Origin of the sequence: Arthrobacter sp. YAF17 (genome assembly GCF_052113365.1) — a bacterium.
GTDB lineage: Bacteria > Actinomycetota > Actinomycetes > Actinomycetales > Micrococcaceae > Arthrobacter.
On record NZ_JBFRDB010000005.1, the window covers coordinates 120,416 to 135,428 of the forward strand.

At 67.0% G+C, this 15,013-nt stretch carries 13 protein-coding genes and 2 riboswitches; of the genes, 3 read left to right on the forward strand and 10 right to left on the reverse strand.

What is annotated here, in order from left to right; genetic code table 11:
- Positions 1-52: 52 nt before the first annotated feature.
- The 3 genes from AB4Y67_RS06455 to AB4Y67_RS06465 all read right to left on the reverse strand — a co-directional run bounded on the left by AB4Y67_RS06455 (position 53) and on the right by AB4Y67_RS06465 (position 1,464).
- The gene (locus AB4Y67_RS06455) at positions 53-256 is read right to left on the reverse strand and encodes a cold-shock protein (protein ID WP_056426478.1); all 204 of its coding nucleotides are present in this window, start codon (positions 254-256) and stop codon (positions 53-55) included.
- 200 nt (positions 257-456) lie between these two features.
- The gene (locus AB4Y67_RS06460; protein ID WP_441404955.1) at positions 457-1,065 is read right to left on the reverse strand and encodes a LytR C-terminal domain-containing protein; all 609 of its coding nucleotides are present in this window, start codon (positions 1,063-1,065) and stop codon (positions 457-459) included.
- A gap of 81 nt (positions 1,066-1,146) precedes the next feature.
- Positions 1,147-1,464 (reverse strand): DUF3263 domain-containing protein, encoded by a 318-nt coding sequence (locus tag AB4Y67_RS06465; protein ID WP_441404956.1) that lies wholly within the window; start codon positions 1,462-1,464, stop codon positions 1,147-1,149.
- 107 nt (positions 1,465-1,571) lie between these two features.
- On the opposite strand from AB4Y67_RS06465, the gene AB4Y67_RS06470 reads away from it, so the two are divergent.
- Positions 1,572-2,357 (forward strand): uracil-DNA glycosylase, encoded by a 786-nt coding sequence (locus AB4Y67_RS06470; RefSeq protein ID WP_441404957.1) that lies wholly within the window; start codon positions 1,572-1,574, stop codon positions 2,355-2,357.
- A gap of 51 nt (positions 2,358-2,408) precedes the next feature.
- Positions 2,409-3,248: a siderophore-interacting protein gene (locus AB4Y67_RS06475; protein ID WP_441404958.1), complete on the forward strand. Its 840-nt coding sequence runs from the start codon at positions 2,409-2,411 to the stop codon at positions 3,246-3,248.
- 151 nt (positions 3,249-3,399) lie between these two features.
- On the opposite strand, the gene AB4Y67_RS06480 is transcribed toward AB4Y67_RS06475, so the two are convergent.
- Complete coding sequence (locus tag AB4Y67_RS06480; protein WP_441404959.1) at positions 3,400-4,896, reverse strand: threonine/serine ThrE exporter family protein; 1,497 nt, start codon at positions 4,894-4,896, stop codon at positions 3,400-3,402.
- 31 nt (positions 4,897-4,927) lie between these two features.
- A complete protein-coding gene (locus tag AB4Y67_RS06485) occupies positions 4,928-6,001 on the reverse strand; it encodes a lipid II:glycine glycyltransferase FemX (protein WP_441404960.1) in 1,074 nt (357 codons plus the stop codon).
- A 209-nt stretch (positions 6,002-6,210) separates the two neighbouring features.
- Between AB4Y67_RS06485 and AB4Y67_RS06490 the strand changes: the two genes are divergently transcribed.
- Complete coding sequence (locus tag AB4Y67_RS06490) at positions 6,211-6,705, forward strand: TspO/MBR family protein (protein WP_441405019.1); 495 nt, start codon at positions 6,211-6,213, stop codon at positions 6,703-6,705.
- A 15-nt stretch (positions 6,706-6,720) separates the two neighbouring features.
- On the opposite strand, the gene AB4Y67_RS06495 is transcribed toward AB4Y67_RS06490, so the two are convergent.
- The 5 genes from AB4Y67_RS06495 to gcvP all read right to left on the reverse strand — a co-directional run bounded on the left by AB4Y67_RS06495 (position 6,721) and on the right by gcvP (position 14,687).
- Positions 6,721-8,118, reverse strand: coding sequence for an L-serine ammonia-lyase (locus AB4Y67_RS06495; protein WP_441404961.1), 1,398 nt, complete (start codon positions 8,116-8,118; stop codon positions 6,721-6,723).
- 168 nt (positions 8,119-8,286) lie between these two features.
- A complete protein-coding gene (gene glyA, locus AB4Y67_RS06500) occupies positions 8,287-9,615 on the reverse strand; it encodes a serine hydroxymethyltransferase (RefSeq protein ID WP_441404962.1) in 1,329 nt (442 codons plus the stop codon).
- Complete coding sequence (gene gcvH / locus AB4Y67_RS06505) at positions 9,612-9,995, reverse strand: glycine cleavage system protein GcvH (RefSeq protein ID WP_441404963.1); 384 nt, start codon at positions 9,993-9,995, stop codon at positions 9,612-9,614. The genes glyA and gcvH overlap by 4 nt, the downstream gene beginning before the upstream one ends.
- Before the next feature lie 662 nt (positions 9,996-10,657).
- A complete protein-coding gene (gene gcvT, locus AB4Y67_RS06510) occupies positions 10,658-11,791 on the reverse strand; it encodes a glycine cleavage system aminomethyltransferase GcvT (protein ID WP_441404964.1) in 1,134 nt (377 codons plus the stop codon).
- Positions 11,792-11,804: 13 nt separating this feature from the next.
- Positions 11,805-14,687, reverse strand: coding sequence for an aminomethyl-transferring glycine dehydrogenase (gene gcvP, locus AB4Y67_RS06515; RefSeq protein ID WP_441404965.1), 2,883 nt, complete (start codon positions 14,685-14,687; stop codon positions 11,805-11,807).
- Positions 14,688-14,726: 39 nt separating this feature from the next.
- A riboswitch (glycine riboswitch) is annotated at positions 14,727-14,843 on the reverse strand.
- A 1-nt stretch (position 14,844) separates the two neighbouring features.
- Positions 14,845-14,943, reverse strand: a riboswitch (glycine riboswitch).
- Positions 14,944-15,013: the final 70 nt, after the last annotated feature.

Consider the following 15,013-nt stretch of genomic DNA (forward strand, 5'->3'; position numbering starts at 1 on the left):
GAAATCGTTGCGGCAGGGTCCTGCGACACGTGCGCTGCGGAGGTGAAGGTCACTAGGCGGGCCGGACGCTTTCGGCCTGCGGGCCCTTTTCGCCTTCGCCGACTTCGAGTTCCACGCGCTGCCCCTCATCCAGGGCGCGGTAGCCCTCGCCCGCTATCGCTGACCAGTGCACAAAGACATCGGCCCCGGAGTCGTCCACGGTGATGAAGCCGTAGCCCTTTTCGGCGTTGAACCATTTGACGGTTCCCAGTGCCATGGTGTCCACACTTTCAGTCGGATTGCGGGCGGCACACCGCGATGTGCGCCGCGGACTGCGGGCGGCAGAATGCACAACACAAAAAGCGTGCCGCAGAATGCAAAAGTTGTCCGCAAGTACTCTACCCACACCGTCCGGCCGGTGCGCAGGGAGCCGGCCGGTCCGTCTGCGAATAGTTATTCAGGCGTAACCGGAACGGGCTACTCGAAGCCGGGGCCCAGCACCACGACGAGCGGCACTTGGAATTCGGCCGAGTCCACCACGGTTTGGATGCCGAGGAGTTTGCCGAGGGCCTCGGCATTGCCCTTCTGCGCGGCGCCACTGTAGAAGACGACCGAGCTCTTCTGCGGCACGCCTCCCCAGTTTCCGAGCATGCCGAGCTTCCAGCCGGCGGTGGAGACGGTCCCGCCAACCCGGTTGGCCAGTCCCGCGGTAGTGGTGCCGTTGTAAATCGCCACCGGCTGGGTCTTGTCGACGGCGGAAGTCGGCGTCGGCGTCGGCGTGGCGGACGGCGTGGCAGCCGCAGACGGTGTCTCGCTGGGAGCGGGGCTGGAGGCTGTGGGCGCGGGCGATGCTGCGGCACTGTCGGCACCCTGCTCGGCCGAAACGGCCACCGTGTTACCGCCGGTGGAGAATCCGAGTTTCGGCAGAATCAGGAAGGCCACGAGGCCAACGGCCAGGGCCGCAGCGCCGACGGCCAGGATGGGCGCCAGACGGCGGCGGCTGGATTCGGCGACGGCCCGGTGGACACCCTGGCGCGTGGAGGTCTCCGGGATCCGATCAAATTCATCCCGAGCGTATTTGGTCATGGTAGAACGACGTCCTTGCTGATTTCTGACGAATTGTCCACGCCGGCTGGTGCGTGGGAATCCGCGCATCCGGCTGTGCTTTTATGCGTCTGAGCCCAAGCGGCGGGCAGTGCGCGCACGTTGGCGTGACGTACGTAGTCTACGCAATCTCTTCACCAACATCGGATCATGAGCCAGCGCATCCTCGGTATCTATGAGGGCATTGAGGATCTGGTAGTAGTGCGTGGCGGAGAGATCGAACAGTTCCCGGATCGCTTGTTCCTTGGCTCCGGCGTACTTCCACCATTGCCGTTCCAGCGCCAGCATCTGCTGATCCCGGCTACTCAGGGGCGACTCGGCGCGGACATCCGCGGCAACGGACTCCGCCGTCGAAAGGTGCTCTTGCGCTTGTTCGGCCACCACACACTCCCTGCTTGTTCCGGCCCGGCTGGTTCCGGTGAAAAGTCTTCCCCCATGCTACGGACGAATAACAGGGTTGTCATTTGCCGCCCTGCGAGAATGGCCCTGTGCCGAACTCCGATTCCCTTGATTCCGATGCCTTGTTTGAGCTGGGGGCCCCCGCAGCCGAGGCCGTCGGCTACGCCGGACTGGCCGCCCTGCCGCTGAATGAGCTCTTGGCTCCCGGCTGGGCCGAAGTGCTGGCGCCGGCCGAGGGGCAGTTGCGGGATGTCCTGCGCTTCCTGGGCGACGAGGTTTCCGGTGGCCACGCGGTCCTGCCGCCGCCGTCGAGCGTCCTGCGGGCATTCCGGCAACCGCTGGCGGATGTCAGGGTGCTGATCGTGGGCCAGGACCCGTATCCGACTCCGGGCCACGCCGTGGGGCTGTCCTTCGCCGTGGACGGCGCCACCCGGCCCATCCCGCGAAGCCTGGCAAATATTTACAAGGAACTCGACGCCGATCTGGGGCTCCCGCCGCGGATCCACGGCGACCTGGGCGGCTGGGCGGACCAGGGTGTACTGCTGCTCAACAGAGTTCTCAGTGTCCGGGCAGGGGCGGCCGGCTCGCACCGGAACAAGGGATGGGAAGCCATCACGGCGGCGGCAATCAGCGCCCTGGTGAACCGCACGACGCCGAGCGGCGCGCCCGCGCCGCTCGTGGCGATCCTGTGGGGCAAGGACGCCGAGACCGTGCGTCCGCTGCTGGGTGCCACCCCGGTGATCGCCAGCGCCCATCCGAGCCCGCTCTCGGCCGCGCGGGGATTCTTCGGGTCCCGGCCTTTCAGCCGGGCCAATACGCTGCTGCGGGAACAGGGCGACGGCACGGTGGACTGGGAACTGCCGCCGCTTCCCTAGCCGGCTTCACAGTGGGGGCCGGGCTCAGGCTTCTTGGCTAGGCTTGGCACTATGACATCAGTGCCCGCCGCCACCTCGGCCACCCGGAATTCCCGCCCGCAGACCAACCTCACCGTCCTGCGCCGCGAGCAGCTCTCGCCGCACATGGTCCGGATCATCGCCGGCGGCCCGGGTTTCGCCGGTTACGTGAACAACGCCTTCGTGGACCGTTACGTCAAGATCGTGTTCCCGCAGCCCGGGATCACCTACCCGGAACCGCTGGACCTCTGGGAAATCCGGGAGTCCATGCCGCGGGAGCAGTGGCCGCACACCCGGACCTACACCGTCCGCTGGGTCGACGAGGCGGCCGGGGAACTCGCCATCGACTTCGTGATCCACGGGGACGAAGGCCTGGCCGGACCGTGGGCAGCGTCAGCTCAGCCCGGCGACGCCCTGGTGTTCACCGGCCCGGGCGGCGGCTACAACCCGGATCCGGCCGCGGATTGGTACCTGTTCGCGGGTGATGAGTCAGCGCTGCCAGCCATCGGTGCATCGATCGAATCGCTCCCGGCGGACGCCCGCGGACTCGCCTTCCTCGAGGTGGACGGCGACGCGGACGTCCAGGCAATTGCCGCGCCGGCCGGCGTCGAGCTTCGCTGGCTCCTGCGCGGCGGCGTGCCGGCGGGGGCCAGTGACCTGCTGGTCACGGCCGTGCGCGACGCCGACTGGCCCGAGGGCCGGGTGCACGTCTTTGCGCACGGCGAGCGCGGCTACATGAAGAGCCTGCGGGATGTGCTGTACGTGCACCACGGGCTGGAACGCGCTCAGGTGTCACTGTCCGGCTACTGGGCAAACGGCCGTGTGGAGGACGACTTCCAGGCGGAGAAGAAGCTCCCCATAGGGAAACTCTGACCGGGAAGATTTAGGACAGCCAAGACCTGACGGCGCCGGGGAGTTTCCCCACCTTTGCCATCCCGACGGCGGGACTCCCCCGAGTGGCGGCCCGCCACGCCGTCGGAACCCGCCAAAGGTGGGGAAACCCGGGGCGCAGTCTGCGGGAGGCTTAGCGGCGCCGCGCCCGCCGTCGTTCGTTGCTGGCCAGGCCGCGGGTCAGGGGCCGGGCAAGGGTGTCACCGAGGACGACGCCGGCCGCCACACCCATCACGATGGCACCGGCGTTGAGCATGCCCCCCGCGCCGAGCAGGATTTCCGATTCCTCGATGGTCAGTACATACATGGAACGGAATATGGTGAGGCCGGGGAGCAGGATCAGCGCGGCCGGCACGGCGACCACCAGCTGGGGGGCGCCCATCCGGAGCGCCACCACCCGCGCAAGCAGGCCGATGACGACGGCGGCCACGGCCGGCGAAAAACGCTGGCCGATGCCCAGGTTCCCTGCCTCCAACAGGACCAGATAGCCCACCACCCCCACGGCCGCCGTCGGCAGCAGCAGGGTCCAGCTTGTTTGTTCGGTGATGCCGATCATCAGCACCGCAATGGCGATCAGAAGGATCACCACGAACAAGGGATACGCCGGCGGGAATGTTTCGGTGACGTCGATGGATTCCATCGCCATCATGTCCCCCACCACGAATCCCACGGCGATTCCGGCCACGAGCGCGCCGAAGGTCAGCATGGTGGACAGGAACCGGCCGGCCGCGGTGACCGGGAAGCCGTTGATCGCATCCTGGACCGAGGAGACCAGCCGCCCGGTCGGCAGGAGCAGCAGGATCCCCCCGACCACCACGATTGCCGGAGGAATCTGAATTCCCACCAGGCCGCCGAAACGCCATAACAGCAGGGCGATGAAGGTGACCAGGAATGAACAGGAGGCCGTGATGAAGAAGTCCGGGGTACGCCAGCGGCCCAACTGCCGGGCCAGCAGGCTGACCAGCAGGTTGGACACGAATGCCACCGCGGAGGCGCCCGGTCCGCCGCCCAGGACACCAACAAAGGCGGCGGAGAAGATTCCGAACGCCACGGTGACCATCCAGCGGGGGAAGGGTTTGGCGCTGCGGGTGATCTCCTCAAGCCTGCGCACGGCCTCGTCACGGCCCACCCCGCCGGCCACGATTTCAGTGACCAGCTGGTGGACCTGGGACAGGCCGGCGTAGTTGTTGGTCCAGGACCGCACGACGCGCAGCAGCGAGATCGGCGTCTGGTCCTTGGGAGCGTAATTGATGGCCACCGACTGGTTGGTGATGTCCACCTCGATGTGTTTGAGGCCCAGCGCGGCCGTAATGGCGATGATGCTGGTTTCCACTTCGAGGGCACCGGCGCCGTAACGGAACATGGACTCGGCCAGGTGCAGCGCGAAGTCGATGGTCTTCCGGGCCGAGGCATCAACCCCGCCCACCTGGATCATCGGGTTGGCGTAGGGGCTGCCGGCGAGCCGGTCCACGATGCTCATCGGCGCGGTGGGCGGGTTCTCCCCCTGGACCAGCCGGCGCAGCATCCGCTTGGCCGCGGCGTTCTGCCGCACCTGCGTGGCCGACATCGGCTCGGTCTTGGGCAGCCCGTCAGTGTGCGGCCTGCGGCGGCCGTCAGGTTCCTTGATCATTCCGGCGTCCTCAGTTTCCGTGGCAGCCGGTTTAGTAGAACTGCTGGCCCGTGCGGCGGGTGTAGAGCTGGCGGGCAACGCGCTCCCCCGCGGCCATCCAGGCCTTGTACTTCAGCGGGTTCAGCACCTGGTCGTAGCAGCCGACAAAATCGGTCACGGTCTTGCTGAAGCTGGTCTTGAACAGGCCCAGGCCGTGGAACGGGTTGGACGTGTCCTTGAGCTGGTCGCTGGGAGGCGTGCCGCAGAAATCGTATTCAGTACAGCCGATGTCCTTGAGCTGGTTGATGGCCGTCCATTGCACCAGGTGGGAGTCACCGTACTGGCCGCGCTTCTGCAACGAGCCGCCATCCTTGTACGTGCCCTTGCGGCCGTAGTTGATGACGAAGGCGCCCACCGACGGCACGCCGTTCTCATAAACGAACAGGAGCCGCCCCTGGTCCCGTTTGATGAAATTCGTCCAGAACTGCTGGTAGTAGTCGTATTCGCGGACGCGGACCTGGGACTTGGCTTCCACGGTGTTGGTCATCAGCGCGTACATAGCGCGGAAGTTCTCTTCCGTGGGCTCCACGTTGCGGACCTCCACCCCTTCGCGGATGGCGCGGCGAACGGCGTTGCGGCCCCGCGAGTGCAGGTTGCGCAGCAGCTGGTTCTCTTCCGGGGAGATGTCCAGCAGTGCCGTCGAGTCGTTTGGCTGCAGGTTGTGCGTCTTGACGAGGCCGGCGCCTTCGATCACGCTCTTGGCGGCCTCGGAGAGCACGATGTCCGGCTCAATCTTGATGGCGAAGACCCCCAGCCTGGCGCGCTTCACGAACTCGGCGTTGGCCGCCGCGATGCCGGGGATGTCCTCGACGGAGGCCACATCCGGGCCCTTGATCAAGTACCAGAGTTTGCCCAGCAGCGGGAAGGACTTCTCCAGGACGAGGTTGTAGCTCGCGTAATCGGCCGTCTCATACACGAGGTGAAGGGGTTTCCAGCCGAAATGCTGCTTGACCTCGGCGAACGCCTCCGATTGCAAGAGATTGCCGCCGTTGGGATTCGCGGTGACGTGGGCATCCCAGTTGGCGATCTCTTCGGCAGAGGCAAAGCGGGCAGTGAATTCACGCAAGGGTGCGGTATCCAATCATTGCGGTACGAGCGTCGGCGGCATGCGGACATGCAGATTCAAGTCTATCCGCCAAGGTCCGTCGTCCGGTCCGTGGTCCGGCCATACGCCGGCCAGACGCCGGCCCGGAACGGAGCCGCTACGCTGGAAGCATGCCGTCTGACCAACAATCTCTTGCCACAGGATCCGGACGCCAGGGACACCCGGCCCCGATGCGCGCGCTGGGTCCCCAACTGCTGGGACTGCTGGCCTTCCTCGCTGCTTCCGCCTTGGTGGCAGGGCTCGGCGGGCTTGCCACCGCCAACAACGTCAACGGCTGGTACGCCACCGCGGACAAGGCGCCGTGGTCACCGCCGAACTGGGTATTCGGGCCGGTCTGGACCCTCCTCTACACCGCAATAGCCGTGGCCGCCTGGCTGGTCTGGCGCCGTCGGACCGAGGGAACCCGGCCCGCCCTGACGGCCTATGCCGTCCAGCTGGTCTTGAACCTGCTGTGGACGCCGGTCTTCTTCGGCCTGTACCCGGCGCTCGGCACCTCCGCGCTGTGGATCGCCTTTGGCATTATCGTCGCCCTGGCGGCGGCGGTGGCCGTCACCATCCTCTACTTCGGACCGATCAGCCGGACGGCCGGGCTGCTGCTGCTTCCCTACCTGTCCTGGATCGTGTTCGCCGCGTCGCTGAACCTCTGGGCGGCGCTGCACAACTGACGCTGAACAGCTGTCTCAGCACTCCACCACGTTCACGGCGAGGCCGCCCATCGCGGTCTCCTTGTACTTGGAGCTCATGTCCTTGCCGGTCTCCCGCATGGTCACAATGACTTCATCGAGGGACACCCGGTGCGTGCCGTCGCCCCACAGGGCCATTTTGGCGGCGTTGATGGCCTTCGCCGCGGCGATGGCGTTACGTTCGATGCAGGGGATCTGCACGAGGCCGCCGATCGGGTCGCAGGTCAGGCCGAGGTTGTGTTCCATCGCGATTTCCGCGGCGTTTTCCACCTGCTGCGGGGTGCCGCCCATGACTTCGGCCAGGCCTGCGGCGGCCATCGACGACGCCGAGCCCACCTCGCCCTGGCAGCCGACCTCGGCTCCGGAGATCGAGGCCTGCTCTTTGTACAGCACCCCGATGGCGGCGGCGGTCAGCAGGAACTTGACTATGACGTCGTCGCGGTCGGCCTGGGTGGCCTTGTCCATGCCGGGGGCAAAATGCAGGGCGTAGTAGAGCACGGCAGGGATGATGCCGGCGGCCCCGTTGGTGGGGGCGGTGACCACACGGCCGCCCGAGGCGTTTTCCTCGTTCACGGCCAGGGCGATCAGGTTGACCCACTCCTGCCAATACTTCGGGTCCCGGTCCTTGTCCTCTTTCATGAGGCGTTCGTGCCAGTCGGGCGCACGGCGCCGGACCTTGAGGCCGCCGGGCAGCAGCCCCTCGCGCTTGAGGCTGACTTCGACGCAGCCTTCCATCACCGAGTAAATGTGCAGCAGGCCTTCGCGGATCTCTTCTTCGGTGCGGGAGGCTCGCTCGTTGACGAACATGATCTCGCCGATGGAGAGGCCTTTGGACTGGCAGCGGCCCAGCAGCTCCGCGGCGGTGCGGAAGGGCAGCGGCAGTTCCTTCTTGGATTCGTCGAGTTCCTTGAGCGCGGCGTCCTCCTCGCCTTCGCGGACAATGAAGCCGCCGCCGACGGAGAAGAACGTGGCGGAGTGCAGGATTTCGCCGCCGGCGTCGGAGACGGTGAACGTCATGCCGTTGGTGTGCCGCGGGAGGATGGTCAGGGGGCGCAGGATCATGTCCTTGACGCCGTAGGGCAGCGGCACGGAGCCTGCCAGCTGCAGTTTTCCAGTCTCGGCAATCGCGGCGAGCCGTTCCTCGACTTCCTCGGGGAGGATCAGCTCGGGGTGGAAGCCTTCCAGGCCGAGCAGGATCGCGGTCATGGTGCCGTGGCCGTGGCCGGTGGCGGCGAGGGAGCCGTAGAGGTCAACGCGCAGCGATGCCACCCGGTCCAGCACCCCGGAAGCCTTGAGCTCCTCGGCGAACACCGCGGCAGCCCGCATGGGTCCCACCGTGTGTGAACTGGATGGTCCTATTCCGATGGAAAAGAGGTCGAAGACTCCAACGGCCATTGTCGGTTCCTAACTGGCTTTTAACTGTGGCCCGGCAGGGGGTCCTGCCGGAAGGCGGTCCGGCCGCCGGTTGGCGGCAGTGCCGCCGGATGCACGACGCCGGGCGGCAGCTTGTGGCGGCGGCCCGGCGTCGTGATCTGTACTGCTACTACTTCTGTAATACGTCCCTTAGGCGAGGTTATCAACCGAGGGGTAGAGCGGGTGGGCGGCAGCGAGGGCCTCCACCCGGGAGCGCAGACCGGACAGGTCGGCGCCGGCGTCGGCGATCAGGGCCTCCGCGATGATATCCGCAACTTCCGCGAAGGCTGCCTCGCCGAAACCGCGGGTGGCCAGCGCGGGGGTGCCGATGCGCAGGCCCGAGGTGACCATCGGCGGGCGCGGGTCGAACGGGACGGCGTTGCGGTTGACGGTGATGTCGATTTCCGCGAGGCGGTCCTCGGCTTCCTGGCCGTTCAGTTCGCAGTTGCGCAGGTCCACGAGGACCAGGTGCACATCGGTGCCGCCGGAGATCACGTTGATGCCCTTGGCGGTGACGTCCGGCTGGACCAGCCGGTCGGCGAGGATCCGCGCGCCTGCGAGCACACGTTCCTGGCGTTCCTTGAACTCGGGGGACGCGGCGATCTTGAAGGCCACGGCCTTGCCGGCGATGACGTGCTCCAGCGGGCCGCCCTGCTGGCCGGGGAACACGGCCGAGTTGATCTTCTTGGCGATGTCGGCGTCGTTGGAGAGGATGATGCCGCCGCGCGGACCGGCGAGGGTCTTGTGCGTGGTGGAGGTGGTGACGTGGGCGTGCGGCACCGGTGAGGGGTGCAGCCCTGCGGCGACGAGCCCGGCGAAGTGGGCCATGTCCACCATCAGGTAGGCCCCGACGGAGTCGGCGATCCGGCGGAACTCGGCGAAGTCCAGCTGCCGGGCGTACGCGGACCAGCCGGCAACGATCAGCTGCGGCTTGTGCTCCTGGGCCAGGCGCTCCACCTCGGCCATGTCGATCCGGTGGTCCTCCTCGCGGACCTGGTACGGGATGACGTTGTAGAGGCGGCCGGAGAAGTTGATCTTCATGCCGTGGGTGAGGTGCCCGCCGTGGGCCAGGTTCAGGCCCATGATGGTGTCGCCCGGACGGATCAGGGCGTGCATCACGGAGGCGTTGGCCTGCGCTCCGGAGTGCGGCTGGACGTTGGCGTACTCGGCGCCGAACAGGGCCTTGACCCGGTCGATGGCGAGCTGCTCGATGACGTCGACGTGTTCGCAGCCGCCGTAGTAGCGCTTGCCCGGGTAGCCCTCGGCGTACTTGTTGGTCAGCACGGAGCCCTGCGCCTGCATGACGGCCCTGGCAGTGTGGTTCTCCGAGGCGATCATCTCCAGGCCGTCCCGCTGGCGGGTCAGCTCTGCGTCGATCTTCGCGGCGATCTCCGGATCCAGCGCGGACAGGTCCGCGTCCAGGGACGGGGAGACTACCTGCTCGAACGTGCCGGTTACGGCGCCGGCAGCGGCGCTCACAGTTCGCCGCCGTTCTTCGACGCGTACTCCTGGGCGGAGAGCAGCGGTCCGTCCGATTCGGCAGCCACCTTGAAGAGCCAGCCGGCGCCGTAGGGATCGCTGTTGATCAGCGCGGGGTCGTCGACGACGGCGGGGTTGATCTCGGTGACCTCGCCCGTGACGGGCGAGTACAGGTCCGAGACGGACTTGGTCGACTCGACCTCGCCGCAGGTCTCCCCCGCGGTCACCGTGGCGCCAACTTCGGGCAGGTCCACGTAGACGATGTCGCCGAGGGCATCTGTGGCGACGGCGGAGATGCCGATGGACACAACGTTCCCGGCCTCCCGCGCAACCCACTCGTGCTCGTCGGAGTACTGCAGTTCAGGGGCAACTCTTGCCATTTGTTTTTCCTAAGTCTCGGAGTGGTCGATGGTGCTAAATCTATTGTTGCTGGGTTACGGGCCGACCGTGGCCGGGTTACGCGGCGGGGTTCGCCATCCTCCGCGTGCTCGCTCGTACACCCCACCGTCCCCCTAACCTCGCAAGCTCGGTCAGGGAACCCGGACGATGGGGCACTCGCTTAGACGCACGCTTCCGGATGCCGAGCCCCCGCCGCTAATTTTCAGTTCAGTTCGGCGATCAAACAGTTTCGGACAGACCGCCAGTTCCGGAAAGAACAGTGGCCGTTCGTATTCTTCTAGGGCCTGGCTGCTCCCCCGGCTTCAATGGTGCCGTCAAGCTCAACCCCCAATGATCGAGCTTGGCGTAGTACACCGTTGGGACGAGCCGCCTCGGTAGGCGGTTCATCCTCCAGCACTTTTGGCTTTCAAAGGCGCCGGTTCCCGTTGGTCCTGCTGTGGTTTTTGTCCTAGAGGTGAGTTGATCCTCGGGTGAGATGCCGGGCCCTTCGGGCCCGGCATCCGGCAGCATGCGTCTAAGGGAGCGTCACGTCCGCCCAGCGGGCGTCTTCGCGACCGAGCATGCAGAGGATGTCGGGGCCGACGGGCCTACGCAACCCCGGGGCCGGGTACCGCTGAGGTACCCAGGACCCCGAACAGCCGGGCTACTTTTGGCGCTTGTAGAAAGGCAGTGCCACAACTTCGAAGGGCTCGGCCTTGCCGCGGAGGTCGATGTCCAGGGCGGTGCCGGGTTCGGTGAACTCGACGTCGACGTAGGCCATCGCGACCGGGTAGCCGAGGGTCGGGCTGGGCTGGCCGGACGTGACTTCGCCGACGGTGTTACCGTCCTTGAGGACCGGGTAGTGGCCGCGGCCGGCCCGGCGTCCGAGGCCCTTGAGGCCCACGAGCTTGCGGCCCGTGGTGGATCCGGCGCCGGTTTCCTTCATCGCGGCCAGGGCGGCCTTGCCGACGAAGTCGCCTTCCTTGGACAGCGCGACAATCGGGCCCAGCCCGGCGGCGTACGGGTCGCCGTCGAGGGAGAGCTCGTTGCCGTAGAGCGGCATGCCTGCCTCGAGGCGGAGTGAGTCGCGGGACGCGAGCCCGGCAGCGGTCAGTTCGCCGTCTTCGGCGATGGCGACGAGCGCCTGCCAGAGGGCGGCGGCGCCGTCGTTTGCGACAAAGATTTCGAACCCGTCTTCACCGGTGTAGCCCGTGCGGGCCAGCAGGAGGTCCTGGCTGGAGCCGCCGAACATGAACGGCACTTCGACGGCGGCGTAGTACTTCAGCCCGGTGACGAGCTCGTGCTGCGCGGCTGGGACCAGGCGCAGCAGGATCTCCTCGGCCTTGGGCCCCTGCACGGCGATCAGCGAGGTTTCGGCGGACGCGTCCTCGACAGTGACGTCGAATGCGCCAGCCCGCTCGGCGAGGGCCGCGGCGACGACCTTCGCGTTGCCGGCGTTGGGGACAACGAGGAACTTCTGCTCGCCACGGCGGTAGGTGATGAGGTCGTCGATGATGCCGCCGTCCTCGTTGCAGATCAGCGAGTACTTGGCCTTGCCGATGGCCATCGCAGAGATCTTGCCCACGAGGGCGTAGTCCAGGAAGGCTGCGGCATCCGGACCGGTGACCCAGACTTCTCCCATGTGGGAGAGGTCAAACAGGCCCGCGGACTTGCGGACGGCGTGGTGCTCTGCGAGTTCGGAGCTGTACTTAAGCGGCATCTGCCAGCCGCCGAAGTCCGTGAAGGAGGCGCCGAGCTTCTTGTGCTCTTCGTAAAGGGCCGTGTAGTTCTCAGTCATCGTTCGCTGTCCTTCAGTTGGCGGAGTCGTCGGAATGGTCCTCGAAGGCTTCGAGGGGAGGGCAGGAGCAGATCAGGTTGCGGTCGCCAGCCGCGCCGTCGATCCGGCCGACCGGCGGGAAGTACTTGTCCTGGCGGAGCGTGTGCACCGGGAAGACGGCCTGTTCGCGCGGGTATTCGCGCGCCCAGTCGGTGCTGATGACGGCTGCTGCGGTGTGCGGTGCGTTGCGCAGCGGGCTGTGCTCCACGGTGAAGTCGCCGTGGGCCACCTGGTCGATTTCGGCGCGGATAGCGATCATGGCCGTGATGAAGCGGTCGATCTCGCCGAGGTCCTCGGACTCGGTGGGTTCGACCATCAGGGTGCCCGCCACCGGGAACGCGAGGGTGGGCGCGTGGAAGCCATAGTCGATGAGGCGCTTGGCGACGTCCTCGGCGGTCACGCCGGTCTTGGCCGTCAGCTCGCGCAGGTCCAGGATGCATTCGTGGGCTACGAGTCCGCCTTCACCGGTGTAGAGCACCGGGAAGAAGTCGTTCAGGCGGGAGGCGATGTAGTTCGCCGCGAGCAGGGCGGACTTGGTGGCCTCGGTGAGGCCCTGGCCGCCCATGAGCTTCACGTACGCCCAGGAGATCGGCAGCACACCGGCCGAGCCGTAGCGGGAGGCGGAGATCGGCGTGCCGCTTTCGCCGTTGGCCGGATCCGCCGCGTTGCCGGGCATAAACGGTGCCAGGTGGGCCTTCGCCGCGACCGGGCCGACGCCGGGGCCGCCGCCGCCGTGCGGGATGCAGAAGGTCTTGTGCAGGTTCAGGTGCGAGACGTCGCCGCCGAACAGGCCGGGCTGGGCCAGACCGACGAGGGCGTTGAGGTTGGCGCCGTCGATGTAGACCTGGCCGCCGGCAGCGTGGATGGCGTCGCAGACTTCGCGGACGTCGGCGTCGTACACCCCGTGCGTGGACGGGTAGGTGATCATGATGCAGGACAGGGCGTCCTTGTGCAGCTCGATCTTGGCAGAGAGGTCGGCGTGGTCGATCGTGCCGTCCGGGGCGGTGGCGACGACAACGACCTTCATGCCGGCGAGCACGGCTGAGGCCGCGTTCGTGCCGTGGGCCGAGGCCGGGATCAGGCAGACGTTGCGCTGTTCGTCCCCGCGGGAAAGGTGGTAGCCGCGGATGGCCAGCAGGCCGGCGAGCTCTCCCTGGGATCCGGCGTTGGGCTGGATGGAGACCTGGTCGTAGCCGGTGATCTCCGTGAGCTGGGCTTCGAGGTCCTCGATCAGTTCGCGCCAGCCCGCGGTCTGGGATTCCGGGGCGAAGGGGTGGATGGAGGCGAATTCCGGCCAGGAGATGGCTTCCATCTCGGCGGTGGCGTTCAGCTTCATGGTGCAGGAGCCCAGCGGGATCATGGTGCGGTCCAGGGCGAGGTCGCGGTCGGAGAGGCGGCGGATGTAGCGCAGCAGCTGGGTTTCGGAGCGGTGGGTGTTGAACACCGGGTGCTGGAGGTAGTCGGAGGTGCGCTCGACGGCGGCGTCCAGGGCGAAGCCGGCGTCATTGTCTGCGACGCCAGCCCCGAACGCGGCGACGACGTCGGCGACGATTGCCGCCGTCGTGGCCTCATCGGCGGAGATGCCGACCGTGTCGGCGTCGATGGAACGCAGGTTGATGCCCTTGGCGTCGGCGGCCGCGACGATTTCGGCGGCCTTGCCGGGCACCGAGACGGTCACGGTGTCGAAGAACGACGTGTGCAGCACGTTCAGGCCGGCGGCCTTCAGGGAGGCGGCGATGGTCCTGGCGTGGCCGTGGACGGTCTCGGCGATCGCCTTCAGCCCGTCCGGGCCGTGGTAGACAGCGTAGAACGAGGACACGATGGCCAGCAGCGCCTGGGCGGTGCAGATGTTGGAGGTGGCCTTCTCGCGGCGGATGTGCTGCTCGCGGGTCTGCAGCGCGAGGCGGTAGGCCGGGACGCCGGCGTTGTCCTTGGAGACACCGACGAGGCGGCCGGGCATGGACCGCTCGAGGCCCTTCTGGACCGCCATGTAGGCGGCGTGCGGGCCGCCGAAGAACAACGGAACACCGAAGCGCTGGGTAGAGCCGACGGCGATGTCGGCGCCCTGCTCGCCGGGCGGCGTGATGAGGGTCAGCGCGAGCAGGTCAGCGGCGACGGTGACGAGGGCGCCGCGTTCCTTGGCCTCGGCGATCACGGCGGTGTGGTCGAACACGCGCCCGGCGGCGCCGGGCTGCTGGAGGACGACGCCGTTGATGACGCCGTCGGGCAGTCCCTTGGAGAGGTCCGCGACCTCGACCTCGAAGCCGAGGGCCTCGGCGCGGCCTTGGACGATCGCGATGGTCTGCGGGAGGCAGTCGGCGTCGAGGACGGTCTTGCCGTCGTGGGCGGCCTTGTTCTTATTCGCCCGGCGCATCATCAGCACGGCCTCGGCGACGGCGGTGGCTTCGTCCAGCAGCGAGGCGTTGGCGATCGGCAGTCCCACGAGGTCCTGGACCATGGTCTGGAAGTTCAGCAGCGCCTCGAGCCGGCCCTGGGAGATTTCCGGCTGGTACGGCGTGTAGGCCGTGTACCAGGCCGGGGCCTCGAGGATGTTCCGGCGGATGACGGCCGGAGTGACCGTGTCGTAGTAGCCCTGGCCGATCATCTGGACCGCGGTCTTGTTCTTCGCGGCCAGCTGGCGCAGTTCGGCGAGGACTTCGACTTCGCTGAGCGCTGCGCCGAGCGAGAGCGGGGAGTCCTGGCGGATGTCCTTCGGAACGGCGGTGTCCACGAGGGCGTCGACGGTGTCATAGCCGACAGCCTTCAGCATGGCGTCGACGTCGGACTCACGGCGGGCGCCGATGTGCCGGTCAACGAAGGACGTGGAGGCTGAGGTAACAGTCACAAGGAACTCCATAACTAAGGCGGCGCAGGGTACGCCACATTGATTCGGGTTCCTCCCCGCTCTGTATTGGACCTGAGAGTTTCCGCGCAACCGTGCTCTCGCATGGCTCCGCTTGCACCGTCGGTGAGCACAGCATGTCAGAAGACAGCCTGCTACTTTCCAGAGTTGCCTTGCCGCGGCGGTACATGGGCCTGAGAGATTCCTGGGGAGGATTTGCTCCTACGGCGCCCGCTTGCACCTACAAGCAGAACTCTCCCGCCGCAGATCAAAGGCATATTAACTTGGCGTGACAACAGTCACAGCTCTCATTGTCCTACGCCCGGCCCGCGTCCGCAAAC

What these genes read in the sequence shown, in the direction of transcription:
- AB4Y67_RS06490 (WP_441405019.1), top strand. Translation starts at nt 6,211, where the DNA reads ATGCGCGCGCTGGGTCCCCAACTGCTGGGACTGCTGGCCTTCCTCGCT.
- gcvP (WP_441404965.1), bottom strand. Translation starts at nt 14,687, where the DNA reads ATGGAGTTCCTTGTGACTGTTACCTCAGCCTCCACGTCCTTCGTTGAC.
- AB4Y67_RS06475 (WP_441404958.1), top strand. Translation starts at nt 2,409, where the DNA reads ATGACATCAGTGCCCGCCGCCACCTCGGCCACCCGGAATTCCCGCCCG.
- AB4Y67_RS06495 (WP_441404961.1), bottom strand. Translation starts at nt 8,118, where the DNA reads ATGGCCGTTGGAGTCTTCGACCTCTTTTCCATCGGAATAGGACCATCC.
- AB4Y67_RS06460 (WP_441404955.1), bottom strand. Translation starts at nt 1,065, where the DNA reads ATGACCAAATACGCTCGGGATGAATTTGATCGGATCCCGGAGACCTCC.
- gcvT (WP_441404964.1), bottom strand. Translation starts at nt 11,791, where the DNA reads ATGACTGAGAACTACACGGCCCTTTACGAAGAGCACAAGAAGCTCGGC.
- gcvH (WP_441404963.1), bottom strand. Translation starts at nt 9,995, where the DNA reads ATGGCAAGAGTTGCCCCTGAACTGCAGTACTCCGACGAGCACGAGTGG.
- AB4Y67_RS06455 (WP_056426478.1), bottom strand. Translation starts at nt 256, where the DNA reads ATGGCACTGGGAACCGTCAAATGGTTCAACGCCGAAAAGGGCTACGGC.
- AB4Y67_RS06480 (WP_441404959.1), bottom strand. Translation starts at nt 4,896, where the DNA reads ATGATCAAGGAACCTGACGGCCGCCGCAGGCCGCACACTGACGGGCTG.